Annotated in this window: 9 protein-coding genes; 4 read left to right on the top strand and 5 right to left on the bottom strand. The window is 76.1% G+C overall.

Features of this window, described 5'->3' with window-relative positions; translation table 11 throughout:
* Window positions 1-531: 531 nt before the first annotated feature.
* The gene (locus HCK00_RS17035) at window positions 532-993 is read right to left on the bottom strand and encodes a PaaI family thioesterase (RefSeq protein WP_168102821.1); all 462 of its coding nucleotides are present in this window, start codon (window positions 991-993) and stop codon (window positions 532-534) included.
* Window positions 994-1,088: 95 nt separating this feature from the next.
* Complete coding sequence (locus HCK00_RS17030) at window positions 1,089-3,413, bottom strand: FdhF/YdeP family oxidoreductase (protein ID WP_168102820.1); 2,325 nt, start codon at window positions 3,411-3,413, stop codon at window positions 1,089-1,091.
* Window positions 3,414-3,624: 211 nt separating this feature from the next.
* On the opposite strand from HCK00_RS17030, the gene polA reads away from it, so the two are divergent.
* On the top strand, window positions 3,625-6,354 hold the full coding sequence (polA, locus tag HCK00_RS17025; protein ID WP_168102819.1) for a DNA polymerase I: 2,730 nt from the start codon (window positions 3,625-3,627) through the stop codon (window positions 6,352-6,354).
* 109 nt (window positions 6,355-6,463) lie between these two features.
* On the opposite strand, the gene HCK00_RS17020 is transcribed toward polA, so the two are convergent.
* Window positions 6,464-7,372, bottom strand: a complete 909-nt coding sequence (locus HCK00_RS17020; RefSeq protein ID WP_168102818.1) for a DUF4184 family protein — start codon at window positions 7,370-7,372, stop codon at window positions 6,464-6,466.
* Between the two features lie 471 nt (window positions 7,373-7,843).
* Here HCK00_RS17020 and HCK00_RS17015 point away from each other — a divergent pair, with 471 nt between their 5' ends.
* Window positions 7,844-9,274, top strand: coding sequence for a lytic transglycosylase domain-containing protein (locus HCK00_RS17015; protein WP_168102817.1), 1,431 nt, complete (start codon window positions 7,844-7,846; stop codon window positions 9,272-9,274).
* Between the two features lie 321 nt (window positions 9,275-9,595).
* Here the strand turns inward: HCK00_RS17015 and HCK00_RS17010 are convergent, their stop codons facing one another.
* Together HCK00_RS17010 and HCK00_RS17005 are read right to left on the bottom strand one after the other, a co-directional pair.
* Window positions 9,596-12,313 carry an ATP-dependent RNA helicase gene (locus tag HCK00_RS17010; RefSeq protein WP_206320484.1) on the bottom strand — a complete coding sequence of 906 codons (2,718 nt, stop codon included), beginning with the start codon at window positions 12,311-12,313 and terminating at the stop codon, window positions 9,596-9,598.
* Window positions 12,314-12,581: 268 nt separating this feature from the next.
* Entirely contained in the window at window positions 12,582-13,526 is a 945-nt protein-coding gene (locus HCK00_RS17005) for a class I SAM-dependent methyltransferase (protein WP_168102815.1), read from the bottom strand.
* A gap of 359 nt (window positions 13,527-13,885) precedes the next feature.
* Here HCK00_RS17005 and rpsA point away from each other — a divergent pair, with 359 nt between their 5' ends.
* Both rpsA and HCK00_RS16995 read left to right on the top strand, forming a co-directional pair.
* Entirely contained in the window at window positions 13,886-15,397 is a 1,512-nt protein-coding gene (gene rpsA, locus HCK00_RS17000; protein ID WP_168102814.1) for a 30S ribosomal protein S1, read from the top strand.
* A gap of 169 nt (window positions 15,398-15,566) precedes the next feature.
* The gene (locus HCK00_RS16995) at window positions 15,567-16,511 is read left to right on the top strand and encodes a PAC2 family protein (RefSeq protein ID WP_311765361.1); all 945 of its coding nucleotides are present in this window, start codon (window positions 15,567-15,569) and stop codon (window positions 16,509-16,511) included.
* Window positions 16,512-16,585 lie beyond the last annotated feature (74 nt).

Here is a 16,585-nt window from a genome sequence, read left to right as displayed (position 1 = left end):
GGGCCCGTGCGCCCGGCGCGCGCCGGGCGGGGTGGACGCCCTCGTGCCCGGGGCGGCCGGCCGGCGGGGCAGGGGCGGGAGCGAGCGGTCAGGGGAGCCCGCGAGCCCTGTGGGACGTGCGGGACGTGCGGGACGCGGAGCGCGCGGAAAGGGCGCGGGCGGGGAGCCGCGCTTCCGGGGGTTCGCGGGACTGCCCGCACGGGCCGCCGGGGACCGGCGCCGGACCGGGTGCCCCGCGGCGGCCGGGTCTGGTGCTGCGCGCGGCCGCGGGCACCGGCGGGCCGCGCGGCGCCGGGACCGGGCGTTCCGTTTCCCGCCGCCCGCATCCCGCCCGCTTCGCGCGCGGACCGCGCGGAAGGGGTTCCCGTTCGCGCCGCCCTCGGCACGGTGGGCGGCCCGGCCGGGGCGGGCCGGCCGATCCCGGCGGGACGCGTGGCCCACCGCCGGACGGGCCGCCGGGCGGGCCAACGGCCGGACCGGCCTCCGGGTCCGGCGGACGGCGGCGGGCTGTCACCCGGGCCGGGGCCGGTCTCAGCCGGTGGGGGCGTCCTTGAGCAGGCAGGTGAGCCGGGCGGTGCAGACCCGCTTGCCGTCCTCGTCGGTGATGACCGTCTCGTAGGTGGCGGTGGAGCGCCCACGGTGCACGGGGGTGGCGACCCCGGTGACCACACCGGAGCGGACGCCCCGGTGGTGGGTGCAGTTGAGGTCGACGCCCACGGCGATCTTGCCCGGACCGCCGTGGAGCATGGCCCCCACCGACCCCAGGGTCTCGGCGAGCACCGCGGAGGCGCCGCCGTGGAGCAGGCCGTAGGGCTGGGTGTTGCCCTCGACCGGCAGGGTGCCGGTGACCCGCTCCGGGGAGGCCTCCCGGATCTCCAGCCCCATCCGGGTGCCCAGGTGCCCCGCGGAGAACAGGGCGGCGAGGTCCACGCCGAGACCGGCGTACTGGTCCAGGATCTCCTGGGGGAAGGTGATGGGGCTGTGCTCGCCCATGCTGCGGGACTCCGGCTTCTCCTCGGGGCACGGCGGCGCGCCGTGGCGGTCGGTGCAGTGTGCACCGTCCCCTGGGGCGGGCGCTGTGGGGCAGGTCACGGGGCGGGGGACGGGGCGGGTTCGAGGCGGACGACGACGGACTTGGAGACGGGGGTGTTGCTCCGGTCCGCGGTGGCGTCCAGCGGCACCAGCACATTGGTCTCCGGGTAGTACGCGGCGGCGCAGCCCCGGGCGGTGGGGTAGTGCACGACGCGGAAGCCGGGGGCGCGGCGCTCGGTGCCGTCGGTCCACTCGCCGACGAGATCGGCGTAGGAGCCGTCGGCGAAGCCGAGCGCGCCGGCGTCCTCGGGGTGGACCAGGACGACCCGGCGGCCGCCGCGGATGCCGCGGTAGTGGTCGTCGAGGCCGTAGATGGTGGTGTTGTACTGGTCGTGCGAGCGGAGGGTCTGCAGCAGCAGCCGCCCCTCGGGCAGCTCCGGGTACTCCAGCGGCGCCGCGGTGAAGTTGGCCTTGCCGGTGGCGGTGGGGAAGCGGCGCTCGTCACGGGGGGCGTGCGGCAGGGTGAATCCGCCGGGGCGCGCCACCTTCGCCTCGAAGTCCTCGAAGCCGGGGACGACGCGCGAGATCCGTTCGCGGATCAGCCGGTAGTCCCCCTCGAACTCCTCCCAGGGGATCTCCCCGCCCGGGCCGCCGTCGAGGACCCGGCGGGCGAGGCGGCTCACGATGGCGGGTTCGGAGAGCAGGCCGGGGCTCGCCGGGTCCAGGCGCCCGCGGGAGCCGTGCACCATGCCCATGGAGTCCTCGACGGTGACGAACTGATCGCCGGTGGCCTGCCGGTCGCGTTCGGTGCGGCCGAGGGTGGGCAGGATCAGCGCCCGCGCGCCGGTCACGGCGTGGGAGCGGTTCAGCTTGGTGGAGACGTGCACGGTGAGCCGGGCGCGGCGCATCGCGGCCTCGGTGACGTCCGTGTCGGGTGAGGCGGCGACGAAGTTGCCGCCCATGGCGAAGAAGACCCCCGCGGTGCCGTCGCGGAGGGCGCGGATGGAGTCGACGACGTCGAGGCCGTGGCGCCGGGGCGGGGCGAAGCCGAACTCCTTCTCCAGGGCGTCGAGGAAGGCGGGCGTGGGGCGTTCGGTGATGCCCATGGTCCGGTCGCCCTGGACGTTGCTGTGGCCGCGCACGGGGCAGACGCCGGCGCCGGGGCGGCCGATGTTGCCGCGGAGCAGCAGGAAGTTGACGATCTCGCGGATGGTGGGGACGGCGTGCTTGTGCTGGGTGAGCCCCATCGCCCAGCAGACGACGATCGACCGGGCGCCGAGCACCATCTCCAGGGCCGCGTCGATGTCGGCGCGGTCCAGGCCGGTGGCGCGGAGGGTCTCCGCCGGGTCGGCGGCGCGCGCCGCGGCGGCGAACTCCTCGTAGCCGTGGGTGTGCTCGCCGATGAAGGCGTGGTCGAGGGGGCGGGGGCCGTCCGCGCCGGGCGGCAGGGCGTCGTCGGCGGCGAGCAGGAGCCGGCTCAGCTCCCGGAAGAGGGCCTGGTCGCCGCCGAGGCGGATCTGCAGGAAGAGGTCGGTGAGCTCGGTGCCGCGACCGGCCATCCCGCGGGCGTTCTGCGGGTTGCGGAAGCGGATCATGCCCGCCTCGGGCAGCGGGTTGACGGTGATGATCCGCGCCCCGGCGGCCTTCGCCGCCTCCAGCGCGGAGAGCATCCGCGGGTGGTTGGTGCCCGGGTTCTGCCCGGCGACGATGATCAGGTCGGCGCGGTTCAGGTCCTCCAGGAGGACGCTGCCCTTGCCGACGCCGATGGTCTCGGTGAGCGCCTCGCCCGAGGACTCGTGGCAGAGGTTGGAGCAGTCCGGGAGGTTGTTGGTGCCCAGGGCGCGGGCGAAGAGCTGGTAGAGGAACGCGGCCTCGTTGCTCGTCCGGCCGGAGGTGTAGAAGAGGGCTTCGTCGGGCGAGCCGAGGGCGCGCAGCTCCTCGGCGACGATGTCGAACGCCCGGTCCCAGCTCACCGGTTCGTAGTGGGTGCCCCCCTCGGGGAGGTACATCGGGCCGGTGAGCCGCCCCTGCTGGCCGAGCCAGTAGCCGCTACGCCCGGCGAGGTCGGCGACGGAGTGCTCGGCGAAGAAGTCCGGGGTGACCCGGCGCAGGGTGGCCTCCTCGGCGACGGCCTTGGCGCCGTTCTCGCAGAACTCGGCGGTGTGCCGGTCCTCCGCCTCCGGCCAGGCGCAGCCGGGGCAGTCGAAACCTTCCTTCTGGTTGACGCGGAGGAGGGTGAGCGCGGTGCGCCGGGCCCCCATCTGCCGTCCCGCCATCCGCAGGGAGCGCCCCACGGCGGCCGGTCCGGCGGCGGACCGGGCCGGCGGGCCGACCTCGGGGGCGTCCTGGGCCGGGTCGCTTACGGGGGGCTTGGCTGCCATGACGTTCTCCCTGGGGCTCCCGGAGGCGGGTGGGCGTCGTTCGATCTTGCCACGCCGGGGCGGTGGTGGTCACGGGGTGGGGGGTGGGGACGGCCCGGTACGTCCGGAGACCGGCCCGGGCGCCCCGGCCGCACGCCGCCCGCCACCCGTCACCCGCCGCCGGGAGCCGGGTGACCGGGGAGTGTCGGTGGGGTCTGGCAGGATCGTCCCCGTGGCGAAGACAGCAGCGAAGAAGACATCGGCGGCCGTCCCCCCGGGGGACGGGCGGCCCCGGCTCATGCTCATGGACGGGCACTCCCTGGCGTACCGCGCGTTCTTCGCGCTGCCCGCGGAGAACTTCACGACGAGCATGGGACAGCCCACCAACGCCATCTACGGCTTCGCGTCGATGCTGGCCAACACGGTGCGTGACGAGGCGCCGACGCATCTGGCCGTCGCCTTCGACGTCTCCCGCGTGACCTGGCGCTCCGAGGAGTTCGCGGAGTACAAGGCCAACCGCTCCAAGACGCCCGACGAGTTCCGCGGCCAGGTGGAGCTGATCGGCGAGCTGCTCGACACCATGCGGATCCCCCGGTTCGCGATCGAGGGCTACGAGGCCGACGACGTCATCGCCACCCTCGCCACCCAGGCGGAGGCCGCCGGCTACGAGGTGCTGATCGTCACCGGCGACCGGGATTCCTTCCAGCTCGTCAGCGACCACGTGACGGTGCTGTACCCCACGAAGGGCGTCTCGGAGCTGACCCGCTTCACCCCCGCGAAGGTCGAGGAGCGCTACGGGCTGACCCCGGCCCAGTACCCGGACTTCGCCGCGCTGCGGGGGGACCCGTCCGACAACCTCCCCGGCATCCCGGGCGTGGGGGAGAAGACCGCCGCCAAGTGGATCAGGCAGTTCGGTTCGTTCGACGAGCTGGTGGCGCGGGCCGATGAGGTCAAGGGCAAGGCCGGGGAGAATCTCCGGGAGCACCTGGACGCCGTCAAGCTCAACCACCGGCTCACCGGCCTGATAAAGGACGTCGAGCTGCCGGCCGGCCCGGAGGGGCTGGTCCGCGAGGCGTACGACCGCAAGGCGATGGCCGTGCTGCTGGACGCCCTGGAGATCCGCAACCCGAGCCTGCGGGAGCGGCTGGCCGCCGTGGACCCGGGAGCGGAGGACGAAGAGGGGCCCGCCCCGGCCGCCGGCGTCGAGGTCGACGGCGAGGTGCTCTCCGCCGGCGGTCTCGCCCCCTGGCTGGAGGTTCACGGCTCCGGGCCGCTGGGCCTGGCGTCCGTCGCCCACTGGGCGCAGGGCGGCGGCGGCGTCTCGGAGATCGCTCTCGCCGCGGGCGGCGGGCCGGCCGCCTGGTTCGACCCGGCCGGGCTGGACGAGGCCGACGAGCGGGCGTTCGCGGCCTGGCTCGCCGACGCCGGCCGGCCCAAGGTGGTGCACAAGGCGAAGGAGACGATGCGCGTCTTCGCCGAGCACGGCTGGACGCTCGACGGGGTCACCCTCGACACCGCGCTCGCCGCCTATCTGGTCCGGCCCGGCCGCCGCACCTTCGACCTGGACGCGCTGGCGCTGGAGTACCTGGGCCGGGAGCTGACGCCGGCCGCCGACGCCGGCGGTCAGCTCGCCCTCGGTGCCGACGAGGACGCGGAGCGCAACGCCCTGATGGTGGAGGCCCGCACGGTGCTGGACCTCGGCGGGACGCTGGAGGGGCGGCTGGAGGAGGTGGGCGCCGCCGGTCTGCTGCGCGACGTGGACCACCCGACCTCCCGGCTGCTGGCCCGGATGGAGCGGGCCGGGATCGCCGCCGACCGTGGCTGGCTGGAGCGAATGGAGCAGCAGTTCGCGGCCGCCGTGCAGCAGGCGGTCCGTGAGGCGCACGACGCGGTGGGCCGCGAGTTCAACCTCGGCTCGCCCAAGCAGCTCCAGGAGGTGTTCTTCGGCGAACTGGGCCTGCCGAAGACGAAGAAGACCAAGACCGGCTACACCACCGACGCCGACGCCCTGGCCTGGCTGGCGGGGCAGACCGACCACGAACTCCCCGTGATCATGCTGCGCCACCGGGAGCAGGCCCGGCTCCGCTCCACGGTCGAGGGGCTGATCAAATCCATCGCCCCCGACGGGCGCATCCACACCTCCTTCAACCAGACCGTCGCGGCGACCGGCCGGCTCTCCTCCACCGACCCCAATCTGCAGAACATCCCCGTCCGCACCGACGAGGGCCGCGCCATCCGCCGCGGCTTCGTCGTCGGCGAGGGGTACGAGTCGCTGCTGACGGCCGACTACAGCCAGATCGAGCTGCGGGTGATGGCCCACCTCTCCGAGGACGAGGGGCTCATCCAGGCCTTCCTCTCCGGCGAGGACCTGCACTCCACGGTGGCCTCCCAGGTCTTCGGCGTGGACCGCTCCCAGGTCGACCCGGAGATGCGCCGCAAGATCAAGGCCATGTCCTACGGCCTGGCGTACGGCCTCTCCGCGTTCGGCCTCTCCCAGCAGCTCGGCATCGAGGCGGCCGAGGCGCGGCGGCTGATGGACGACTACTTCGCGCGTTTCGGCGGCGTGCGGGACTACCTGCACCGGGTCGTGGAGGAAGCCCGCGCCACCGGCTACACCTCGACGATCCTGGGCCGCCGCCGCTATCTGCCCGACCTCAACAGCGACAACCGGCAGCGGCGGGAGGCCGCCGAGCGGATGGCGCTCAACGCGCCCATCCAGGGCACCGCCGCCGACATCGTCAAGATCGCGATGCTGGGCGTCGACCGGGCCCTGGCCGAGGAGGGCCTGCGCTCCCGCATCCTGCTCCAGGTGCACGACGAAATCGTGCTGGAGGTCGCCCCGGGCGAGCGCGGCCCGGTGGAGGAACTGGTCCGCCGGGAGATGGCGGGCGCCGCGGACCTGCGGGCCCCGCTGGACGTGGCCGTCGGTTTCGGCCGTGACTGGGAGTCGGCCGCGCACTGAGACCTCAGGGGCCTCGCGGGGGTGCCGGCCCGCGCTCCCCGGGGCCCCGGTCCGGCGGGGCCCCGGCCGCCCGCGCCCCGCGGGCGGGGCGCGCGGCGGGGCGCGGACGTCACCCGCCACGGGCGGCCCCGTCTCCGGTGGTGCCGCCGGTTCCCGCGCCGGGCACCGCGCCGGCCGGGCGCGCCGCGCCCGGGGAGCCGGCCCGCCGCCGCCCGCGCCGCACGCGCCGGCCGATCCGTACCGCCGCCGCGCGGGCCACCAGCCCGGCCGCGAGCCCGGCGCCCGCCCCGAACAGGGCGGCCGGCGCGTAGTCGACGAGCGTGTACTCCCACCCGGTCAGGGCGTGCTGCCGGACGCACCGGTGGACGGCGCCCGCCAGGGCGCACCCACCGAGGAACACCGCCCCGGTCCACCGGCCGGCCCCCGCCGGCCGGGGCGCGGACTCCACCCCCACCGCCTCGGGCGCCCGGCGCACCGCCGTCACCACGGCCACGGTGAGGATCACCAGCGCCAGTGCCGAACTGCCGTACTGCACCCAGAAGTGGAGCGGGTACCCCGCGACGGTCTCCCCGAGCGGCGGCACCAGCCGGACACCCCAGCGGCCGGGGTGGGTGAACGCGTCCCACACCACATGGGTCGCGGCGCCCAGAGCGGCCGACACCCAGAACCAGAACGCCCGCCGCCACCACGGCAGCCCCCGCCCCGGCCTCCCGCGCGCCGCCCCGTACACCCGCCGCCGCCACCGGGCGGGCACCAGAACGGCCAGCGGCTCGCGCAGCACCGGCCAGGCGCCGACGAGTACCGCGCTGAGCAGCACGTCCACGGTGAGCACTCCGGCGAGGGAGTGGGTGACCCCGCCGAAGGCGGTCGCACCGGGGACCAGGGACCCCGCGTAGTACGTCAGGTCGGGCGCGAACGAGCCGGCCACCAGGGCCGGGGCCACCAGCGGCCCGCGCGCCCGCCCGGACCGCCGCAGCAGCGGCAGCACGGCCGCCGCGTGGCTGAGTGTGAACGGCATGATCCCCCTCGGTCCGCCCGGCGGTGCGCCGGGGAGCACCCGTGTGCCCACCGGGGGCGACGCCCCGGCCGCGTCCGGGGTTCGCGCCGGACCCGGAGATCCGGGCCACGGAGGCCGCTTTGCCCGCGCGCCGGGTCGCTCCCCCCGCTCTTCCCCCGCGCGCCCGGCCGTTCCCGCCGCGCCCCGGCGGACGCCGCTGCGGGGGGCGCGCCACCGTGCCGCCGGTTCACCACCGCCCCTTTCCGTGCCGTTCCGGTGCGGGCGGTCACCTCCGTGGGCGACCGGGGTGACCCGCGCTCCGGTGCGCCGGTGGAAATGCGGTGAAACATCCCCAGGGCCGGGTGCCCGGGGAGCGGAAGGTGGCGTAGTGTCACGGCAGTTGCCGTGGCGGCCCGCAGCGGCGGTGTGCGGCACGGGTGGTGTCGGAGGGGCGGCGGTCCACGCCCCGTGGTCCAGGGGAGGGACACACGTATGGCAGCGCACATCGGCCGACGGCTTCGCAGGGGGGCGGCAACGACAGCCGTCGCGGCGGTCGCGATGGCCGCGCTGACCGCCTCCCAGGCGCCCGGCCTGGTCTCCCCCGAGAACGAGCGCACCCCGGCCGGCTCGCCCGCCGACGACCTGCCCATCGACGGCGGCTCGCCGTACCACACGGATCTGCCGCCCCTGCGCACCCCGGACAAGCCCGGTACGTCCACCCGCCTGCCGGGGGTGAAGGACCCGGCCTCCGGGATCCCCGCCACCGTCCTCGACGCCTACCGGCAGGCCGAGGCCGCGCTCGCGGTGAGCAACCCCGGCTGCAACCTCCCGTGGGAGTTGCTCGCGGCCATCGGCAAGGTGGAGTCGGGCCACGCCCGTGGCGGTGCCGTGGACGCCGAGGGCACCACGCTCACCCCGATCCGCGGCCCCCAGCTCAACGGCGACGGCTTCGCCAGGATCGCGGACACCGACGGCGGGACGTACGACGGCGACACCAGCTTCGACCGGGCCGTCGGCCCCATGCAGTTCATCCCCTCCACGTGGATGCGGTGGAGCGCCGACGGCAACGGAGACGGCGCCAAGGACCCGAACAACATCTACGACGCCGCGCTCGCCGCCGGCCGCTACCTCTGCGCCGGCGGACGCGACCTGGCCGACCCGGGTGACCTGGAGCGGGCCATCCTCGGCTACAACCCCTCGCGGGAGTATCTGAACACCGTCCTGACCTGGCTGGAGTCCTACCGCAAGGGCACGCACGAGGTGCCGGACGGCACCGGTGTCCTGCCCACCACCCCCGGCGCGGGAAGCGGTGCCGGGAGCGGCGGGAAGGGCTCCGGCAGCGGCGTGACCCCGGGCACGGGCGGCACGGGCCCGGGCGGGAAGGAGGCCACGGCCCCCTCCGGCCGGGACGGGAAGCCGGGCGAGCCCGGCAGGCCCGGCACGCCGGACCGGCCGGCCGACCCGGACCGGCCCACGGTCAGCGCCAGTGGCACCGTCCGTCCCGGCGGCGGCTCCCCGACCGGCACCTCCCCGAGCCCCTCCGCCCCGGAGACGACGGAGCCCGGCGACGGCCCGGGTGAGGGAGAGACCACCCCGCCGGCCGAGTGCCCCACGGACTCCGCCTCCCCCAGCCCGTCACCCAGCGACGGCTCCGGCTCTCCCGCTCCCTCGGCCTCGCCGAGCGCGTCGCCCAGTGGCAGCGGTTCCCCCACCACCTCGCCGGGTGACGATCCGGAGGAGCCGGAGGACGGCGCGGAGGACCCCGGCGATCCGGACGACCCGTGCGGCGACCGGGACGCCGAGGACGGCGACGGCAAGGACGGCGAGGACGGCGACGGCAAGGACACCGTGGCCGAGCCGGCGGCGGCTCCCACCGCCGGTTCCCTCATCGGCACCGCCCTGGCCCGGCTCACCTCCGCCTGAACCACTCCGTCCCGGTGCGCCGCCCCTCGCGGGACGGTGCGCCGGGACGTGCCACGCCTCCGGGCCTTGCCGTTCCGGCCCCGCCACGTACCGTCCCTTGCCGTTTGCCGTTTGCCTTTGCCGCTCGCCGGCGGCTCGCCCGGCCGCGTGCCGGGGCCGTCCGCCAAGGCTGTGCGCCAAGGCCGTGCGCCGGGGCGGTGCGCGAGCTGTGCCCGCCGTCCGGCCACCCCGTTCGGCTCCGGGGCCCGGCCGCGGACCCGGCCCCGGAGCCCGCGGCGGGGAACGCCTCGCCGGGCAGGCCGGCCGGGGCCCGCGGGCGCGTCAGCCGCCGCCCGGCCGCCGGCTGGTGCGGCGGGTGGGCTCGGCGCCGGCCGGGTCCTCCGGCCACGGGTGCTTCGGGTAACGGCCGCGGAGCTCGGCCCGTACGGAGCGGTAGCCCGTACGCCAGAACGACGCCAGGTCCGCGGTCACCGCGGCCGGACGGCCGGCGGGGGAGAGCAGGTGCACCAGCAGCGGCACCCGGCCGTCCGCGATCCGCGGGGTCTCCTGCCACCCGAACAGCTCCTGGATCTTGACCGCCAGCACCGGCTGCCCCTCGCCGTAGTCGATCCGCACCCGTGAACCGCTGGGCACGGTGATCCGGTCCGGCGCCAGCTCGTCCAGCCGCGCCGCCTCACCCGTGGCCCACGGGAGCAGGGCGGACAAGGCGCGCCCGGCGTCGATCCGCTCCAGGTCGGCCCGGCGGTTCGCGCGTTCCAGCGCGGCCCCCAGCCACTCCTCGGCGCGGGCCGGGGCCAGCAGTGCCTCGTCCGACACCTCCGGCCAGGGCCCGCCCAGCTCGCGGTGGAGGAAGGCCATCCGCTGCCGCAGCCGCACCGCTTCCGCCGGCCAGCGCAGCAGGCCCGTACCCTCCCGTCGCAGACCGGTGAGGAGCGCGGCCCGCACCGCGGCCCGTTCCGGCGCGCGCAGCGGGCGCGCGGAGAGTTCCAGCGCCCCCAGCCGCTCCACGCGCCGGGCCACCACATCGCCGCGCTCCTCGGACCAGCGCACTTCCTCGGCGTCCGAACCCAGCGGCGCGGCCGCCCACCGGGCGGTCGCCTCATCGAGGACGGCGGCCAGCCGCACCCGGGCGGACGCGGCGGTCACCGGACGGTCCGCGACGGCCACGGCCAGCCACGCGGCGGCGGCGAGCGGTGAACCGGCCGCGGTCTCCGCGCCGGTGCCGGAGGCCATGAGGAACGCCCCGTCCCCGCGCCGCCGCGCCACCCGCTCGGGAAAGGCCAGCGCGGCCATCACCCCGGCCGCCGCGTCGTCGGGGAGCCCTCGCCCGGTGGCGGCCGGCGCCGAGCCCCCGCCGTCACCCGGGCCCGCCACGCCACCCGCCGGGGCCGCCTCGGTGCCCTCGCCGTCCCCGCCGTCCCCGTCCCCCCGTACGGACACGCCCGCCGCCAGGGCGCGTTCCAGCCGGCGGGCCTCCCGGCGCCAGCGCTCCGGGTAGGTCCCGGCAGCGGGGCGATCCGGACCGCCGGGCCGCCCACCCCGCCCGCCGCCCTCCGCCCGTACCGCGCGCCACACCGCCGCCAGATCGTCGCCCAGCGCGCGCGGCGGCTCCTCGGAGAGGAGTGCCACCAGCTCCGCGGCCCGCCGCGCGCCCACCTCCGGAGCCCCGTCCAGCAGGGCCCGGGCCAGACGGGGGTGCAGCCCGGTCCGGGCCATCCGCCTCCCCCGCCCGGTCGGCCGCCCGTCCCGGTCCACGGCCCCCACGGCGGTCAGCACCTCGCGGGCCGCGGCCATCGCCCCGGCCGGCGGCCGGTCCAGCAGCGCCAGCCCGCTCGCGTCCGGATCGCCCCAGCAGGCCACGTGCAGGGCGAAGGGCGCCAGATCGGCCACCGCGATCTCCGGCGAGGGCCGGCGCGGCAACCGCCCGTCCTCCGCCTCCGACCAGCAGCGCAGGGCCAGGCCGGGCGCCTGGCGCCCCGCGCGGCCGGCCCGCTGCGCCGCCCCGGCGGCCGACACCCGGACCGTGGTCAGCGCCCCGAGGCCGCGCCCGTGGTCCATCCGCGGTTCCCGCGCCAGCCCCGCGTCGACGACGGTCCGCACACCCGGAACGGTCAGGCTGGACTCGGCCACGGCCGTCGAGAGCACCACCCGCCGCCGCTCCCCGCCCCCGCGCACCACCGCCTCCTGCACGGCCGCCGGAGCCTGCCCGTGCAGGCGCAGCACCTCGGCGCCGCTCCCGGCCAGGGCCCCCGCGACCCGCGCGATCTCCCCCACCCCGGGCAGGAAGCAGAGCACGTCCCCGTCCCCCTCGCGCAGCGCCCCCCGCACGGTCGCGGCGACGTGGTCCAGCAGGGCCGGGTCCACCCGGGTGCCGTGCGGCGGGCGCACCGGCCGGGGCGGGGGCGCGTGGCGGATCTCCACGGGGTACGCGCGCCCCTCGGCCCGGATGACCGGGGCGGGGGTCCCGGTGTCCTCCGGGTGGCCGGGGGCGCCGGATCCCGCCCCGCCGAGCAGCCACGCCCAGGCGCCCGTGTCCGTCGTTGCGGAGGCCGCGACCAGCCACAGCTCCGGCCGGAGCGCCGCCCGCACGTCGAGCAGGAAGGCGGCGGCCGTGTCGGCGTCGAGATGCCGCTCGTGGCACTCGTCGAGCAGCACCGCGTCCACCCCGGGCAGTTCGGGGTCACGCTGCAACCGCTGGAGCAGCACCCCGGTGGTGACCACCTCCACGACCGTCCGCGGTCCCGCCCTGCGCTCCCCGCGCACCGTGAACCCGACCCGCCCGCCGGTCTCCTCGCCGAGCAGCCAGGCCATCCGGCGGGCGGCGGCCCGGACCGCCATCCGGCGGGGCTCCGCCACCAGGACCCGGCGCGCCGGGCCCGGTGACGGCGGGCCGCCGGACGGCGGGACGAGCCCGGCGAGCGCGAGCGGCACCAGCGTGGTCTTGCCCGTACCGGGCGGCGCCTCCAGCACGGCGGCGCCGTGCCCGTCGAGGGCGGCCAGCAGCCGGGGCACGGCGGTACGCACCGGCAGTTCGAACATCGCGTCGGTCCGGGTCACGGCACCAGTCTCCCGTGACCCGGTTCCCCGCCCCGCCCCGGGACCCCACGGCCGCGGCCGTCCCGGAGGGGTGACCGCGGCTCACCGCTCCGGGGCCCACGGCGTCCCGGGACCTGCCGGCCCCGCCCGCGCCGCCGACCGTTCACGGGCGGGACCTCCGGCCCACCGGGCGCTCCCGGCCGTCGGGGCGCCGGTGCGGCCGCCGGCGCGGGCGCGCGTCCCGGGCGGCCGGGGCCCGGTCCGTGAGTCCTCAGTCCTTGACGCAGACGAAGACGGCCGTGCCCGGGATCAGCCGCCCGCGCAGCGGGGACCAGCCGCCCCACTCGTGCTCGTTCTCCTCGGGCCACTCCGGCTCCACCACGTCCAGCAGGCGGAAGCCGGCCGTGACGACGTCCCGCACCCGGTCGCCCAGCGTCCGGTGGTGCTCGACGTAGACGGCCCGGCCGCGCGCGTCCTCCTCCACGTAGGGCGTGCGGTCGAAGTACGAGCCGGAGACCGACAGCCCTTCCGGGCCGGGTTCGTCGGGGAAGGCCCAGCGGAAGGGGTGGGTGACGCTGAAGACCCAGCGGCCGCCGGGCCGCAGCACCCGGTGCACCTCGCGCAGGACCCGCACCGGGTCGGCGACGAAGGGCAGCGCCCCGTACGCGGAGCAGGCCAGGTCGAAGGAGTCCGCGGCGAACGGCAGCGCCCCGGCGTCGGCCTGGACGAGCGCCACACGGCCGGCCGCGCGCGCCGCCGGGGGACCGGTGGGCCCGGCACCCGCCGGGCCACCGTCCCTCCCGCCGCCCGCCGGGGCCGCCTCGGTGCCGCCCGCCCCGGCGCGGCCCGTCCCACCGTGGCCCGGCCCGGCCCGGCCGCCGAGCCGCAGCGCGTGCTGGAGCTGCCGGTGGGAGAGGTCGAGGGCCACCGGCCGGGCGCCCCGCGCCGCCAGCCAGCGCGAGCACTGCGCCGCGCCGGCCCCGATCTCCAGCACGTCCCGCCCGGCGAGCCCGGCGGCCGGCCCCAGCAGGCCGGCCGCCGCCTCGTCCAGCCCCTCCGGGCCCCAGACGAAGCGGTCGTCCCCCAGGAACGCGCCGTGCTCGGCCTGGTAGTCGTCGGCGTTCCGGTCCCACCAGCCGCGGCTGGCCCGGCTGCTCTCCGCGGCACCGCTCGCGCGGCGCGTGGCCGCCGCCTCCGGTTCGTCCTCTTGGTTCATCGCGCCCGTCGTCGTACTCTTCCGTCGTCCCGGGGCCGCTCCGGCCGCCGGGCGCCGCGTGATGCGGTCCTGCCGGAGGGTGACACCTGCCGGGTATGGGAGTTTCCACCCACCCTGAGCCCTTCGTGCATTGACCCTGTCCGGCCGCCCCCGTATGCTACAAGTTGCGCTGCGGGCCTGCGCGCCTCAGACAGAGCAGGTCGCGCTCGCATCTGTTGCGGTCCCCTCGGTCATCGGGACGCCGGCACTTCCCTCCGGAAGGTAAGGCGCCCCAGGGCTGTCCGGCTTCGGCGGTGCGATACGGGTTCTCGGCGTAGCAGTATCTACGACACCTTGTCCGTACCGGAGCCCTTTCCCACATGACGAGCAGCACCGAGGCAACCCGCACCACCCCGCAGGTGGCGGTCAACGACATCGGTTCCGAGGAAGAATTCCTCGCCGCGATCGATGAGACGATCAAGTACTTCAACGACGGCGACATCGTCGACGGCGTGATCGTGAAGGTCGACCGGGACGAGGTCCTGCTCGACATCGGTTACAAGACCGAAGGCGTCATCCCCTCCCGCGAGCTCTCGATCAAGCACGACGTCGACCCCAACGAGGTTGTGGCCGTCGGCGACGAGATCGAGGCCCTGGTCCTCCAGAAGGAGGACAAGGAAGGCCGCCTGATCCTCTCGAAGAAGCGCGCTCAGTACGAGCGTGCCTGGGGCACCATCGAGAAGATCAAGGAAGAGGACGGGATCGTCACCGGTACGGTCATCGAGGTCGTCAAGGGTGGTCTCATCCTCGACATCGGCCTCCGTGGCTTCCTCCCGGCGTCCCTCGTCGAGATGCGCCGCGTCCGCGACCTCCAGCCCTACGTGGGCAAGGAGCTCGAGGCGAAGATCATCGAGCTGGACAAGAACCGCAACAACGTGGTCCTGTCCCGCCGTGCCTGGCTGGAGCAGACCCAGAGCGAGGTCCGCCAGACCTTCCTCACCACGCTGCAGAAGGGCCAGGTGCGCTCCGGCGTCGTCTCCTCGATCGTCAACTTCGGCGCCTTCGTGGACCTCGGCGGCGTCGACGGCCTGGTCCACGTCTCCGAGCTGTCCTGGAAGCACATCGACCACCCCTCCGAGGTCGTCGAGGTCGGCCAGGAGGTCACGGTCGAGGTCCTGGACGTCGACATGGACCGCGAGCGGGTCTCCCTGTCGCTGAAGGCGACGCAGGAGGACCCGTGGCAGCAGTTCGCCCGGACCCACCAGATCGGGCAGGTCGTCCCCGGCAAGGTCACCAAGCTCGTCCCGTTCGGCGCGTTCGTCCGTGTGGACGAGGGCATCGAGGGCCTGGTGCACATCTCCGAGCTGGCCGAGCGCCACGTGGAGATCCCGGAGCAGGTCGTCCAGGTCAACGACGAGATCTTCGTCAAGGTCATCGACATCGACCTGGAGCGCCGCCGCATCAGCCTCTCGCTGAAGCAGGCCAACGAGGCGTTCGGCGGCGACCCGACGGCCGTCGAGTTCGACCCGACCCTCTACGGCATGGCCGCGTCCTACGACGACCAGGGCAACTACATCTACCCCGAGGGCTTCGACCCGGAGGCGAACGACTGGCTGCCGGGTTACGAGAAGCAGCGCGAGGAGTGGGAGCGCCAGTACGCCGAGGCGCAGCAGCGCTTCGAGCAGCACCAGGCGCAGGTCGTCAAGTCCCGCGAGGCCGACGAGCAGGCGGCGGCCGAGGGCACGGCCACCCCGTCCCAGGGCGGCGGTGGCGGTGGCGGCGGTACGGGCGGCGGCTCGTACTCCTCCGAGTCGGCGGACAACTCCGGCGCCCTGGCGTCGGACGAGGCCCTTGCCGCGCTCCGCGAGAAGCTGGCCGGCGGCCAGAGCTGACGCACCGGTGTCCCGGCCGCGCGGCCGGGACACCGCGATCCGAGGCCCGTTCCCTCCGGGGAGCGGGCCTCGCCGCGTTGCGGGACACGCGCGACCGGGCACCGGGGCGGGGAATGCCGGGTGCCCGGCGCGGTGTTGGACCCGCACAGGGAACGAGGAGGAACGCACTGTGCAGGACGACGCCCAGAGCTTGTACACATGGGACCCGGCCGGTCTCGCGGCCGTGGACGCGCTCATCACCGGGGACTCGGCCGGCCTGACGCTGCTGTACCACTTCGAGGGGTACATCGACGCGGGCGCGACCGGCGACCAGATCGTGGAGCGGCTGCTGGACGGCCTGCCCCGGCAGACCGTGGCGCGCTTCGACGCCGACCGGCTCATCGACTACCGGGCCCGCCGCCCCTTGCTCACCTTCGAGCGCGACCACTGGAGCGCCTACGACGAGCCGAAGCTCGAACTGCAGTTGGTACGGGATGCCACGGCCTCACCGTTCCTGCTGCTCACCGGCCCCGAGCCGGATGTGGAGTGGGAGCGGTTCACGACCGCCGTACGGCAGCTCGTGGAACGCCTCGCCGTCCGCCTGGCGGTGACCTTCCACGGCATCCCGATGGGGGTGCCGCACACCCGGCCCGTCGGGCTCACCCCGCACGGCAACCGGGTGGATCTCGTACCGGGGCGCGGCTCCCTCTTCGAGGAGGCCCAGGTGCCCGGCAGCGCCGCGGCGCTGCTGGAGTTCCGGCTCGCCCAGGCCGGGCACGACGTGCTGGGGGTCGCCGCACACGTCCCGCACTATCTCGCGCGCTCCGCGTACCCGGACGCGGCCCTCGCCGTGCTGGAGGCGGTCACCGCCGCCACCGGGCTGGTGCTGCCCGGGGTGGCGCACGCACTCCGTACGGAGGCCCAGCGCACCCGGGCCGAGATCGAACGGCAGCTCCGCCAGGGGGACGACGACCTGACCACGCTGGTCGAAGGGCTTGAGCACCAGTACGACGCGGCGGCCGGGGCCGAGACGCGGCCCAATCTGGTGGCCGAGGCCAGCCCGCTGCCCTCGGCGGAGGAACTCGCCGGGGAGTTCGAACGCTTCCTCGCGGAGCGGGAGGGCAACGACACCTGATATCGGCGCCGGCACGGCCCCGGCAGCCCGGCAGTCCTCTCGCGGCCCCAGGAATCGCCCGGGGCCGCCGGGCT

This window comes from Streptomyces zingiberis (assembly GCF_012034935.1).
GTDB lineage: Bacteria > Actinomycetota > Actinomycetes > Streptomycetales > Streptomycetaceae > Streptomyces > Streptomyces zingiberis.
Note: the sequence above shows the minus strand (reverse complement) of the source record. Positions and strands in the feature narration are given on the sequence as shown.

What these genes read in the sequence shown, in the direction of transcription:
- HCK00_RS17035 (WP_168102821.1), bottom strand. Translation starts at nt 993, where the DNA reads ATGGGCGAGCACAGCCCCATCACCTTCCCCCAGGAGATCCTGGACCAG.
- HCK00_RS17030 (WP_168102820.1), bottom strand. Translation starts at nt 3,413, where the DNA reads ATGGCAGCCAAGCCCCCCGTAAGCGACCCGGCCCAGGACGCCCCCGAG.
- HCK00_RS17020 (WP_168102818.1), bottom strand. Translation starts at nt 7,372, where the DNA reads ATGCCGTTCACACTCAGCCACGCGGCGGCCGTGCTGCCGCTGCTGCGG.
- HCK00_RS17015 (WP_168102817.1), top strand. Translation starts at nt 7,844, where the DNA reads ATGGCAGCGCACATCGGCCGACGGCTTCGCAGGGGGGCGGCAACGACA.
- HCK00_RS17010 (WP_206320484.1), bottom strand. Translation starts at nt 12,313, where the DNA reads ATGTTCGAACTGCCGGTGCGTACCGCCGTGCCCCGGCTGCTGGCCGCC.
- HCK00_RS17005 (WP_168102815.1), bottom strand. Translation starts at nt 13,526, where the DNA reads ATGAACCAAGAGGACGAACCGGAGGCGGCGGCCACGCGCCGCGCGAGC.
- rpsA (WP_168102814.1), top strand. Translation starts at nt 13,886, where the DNA reads ATGACGAGCAGCACCGAGGCAACCCGCACCACCCCGCAGGTGGCGGTC.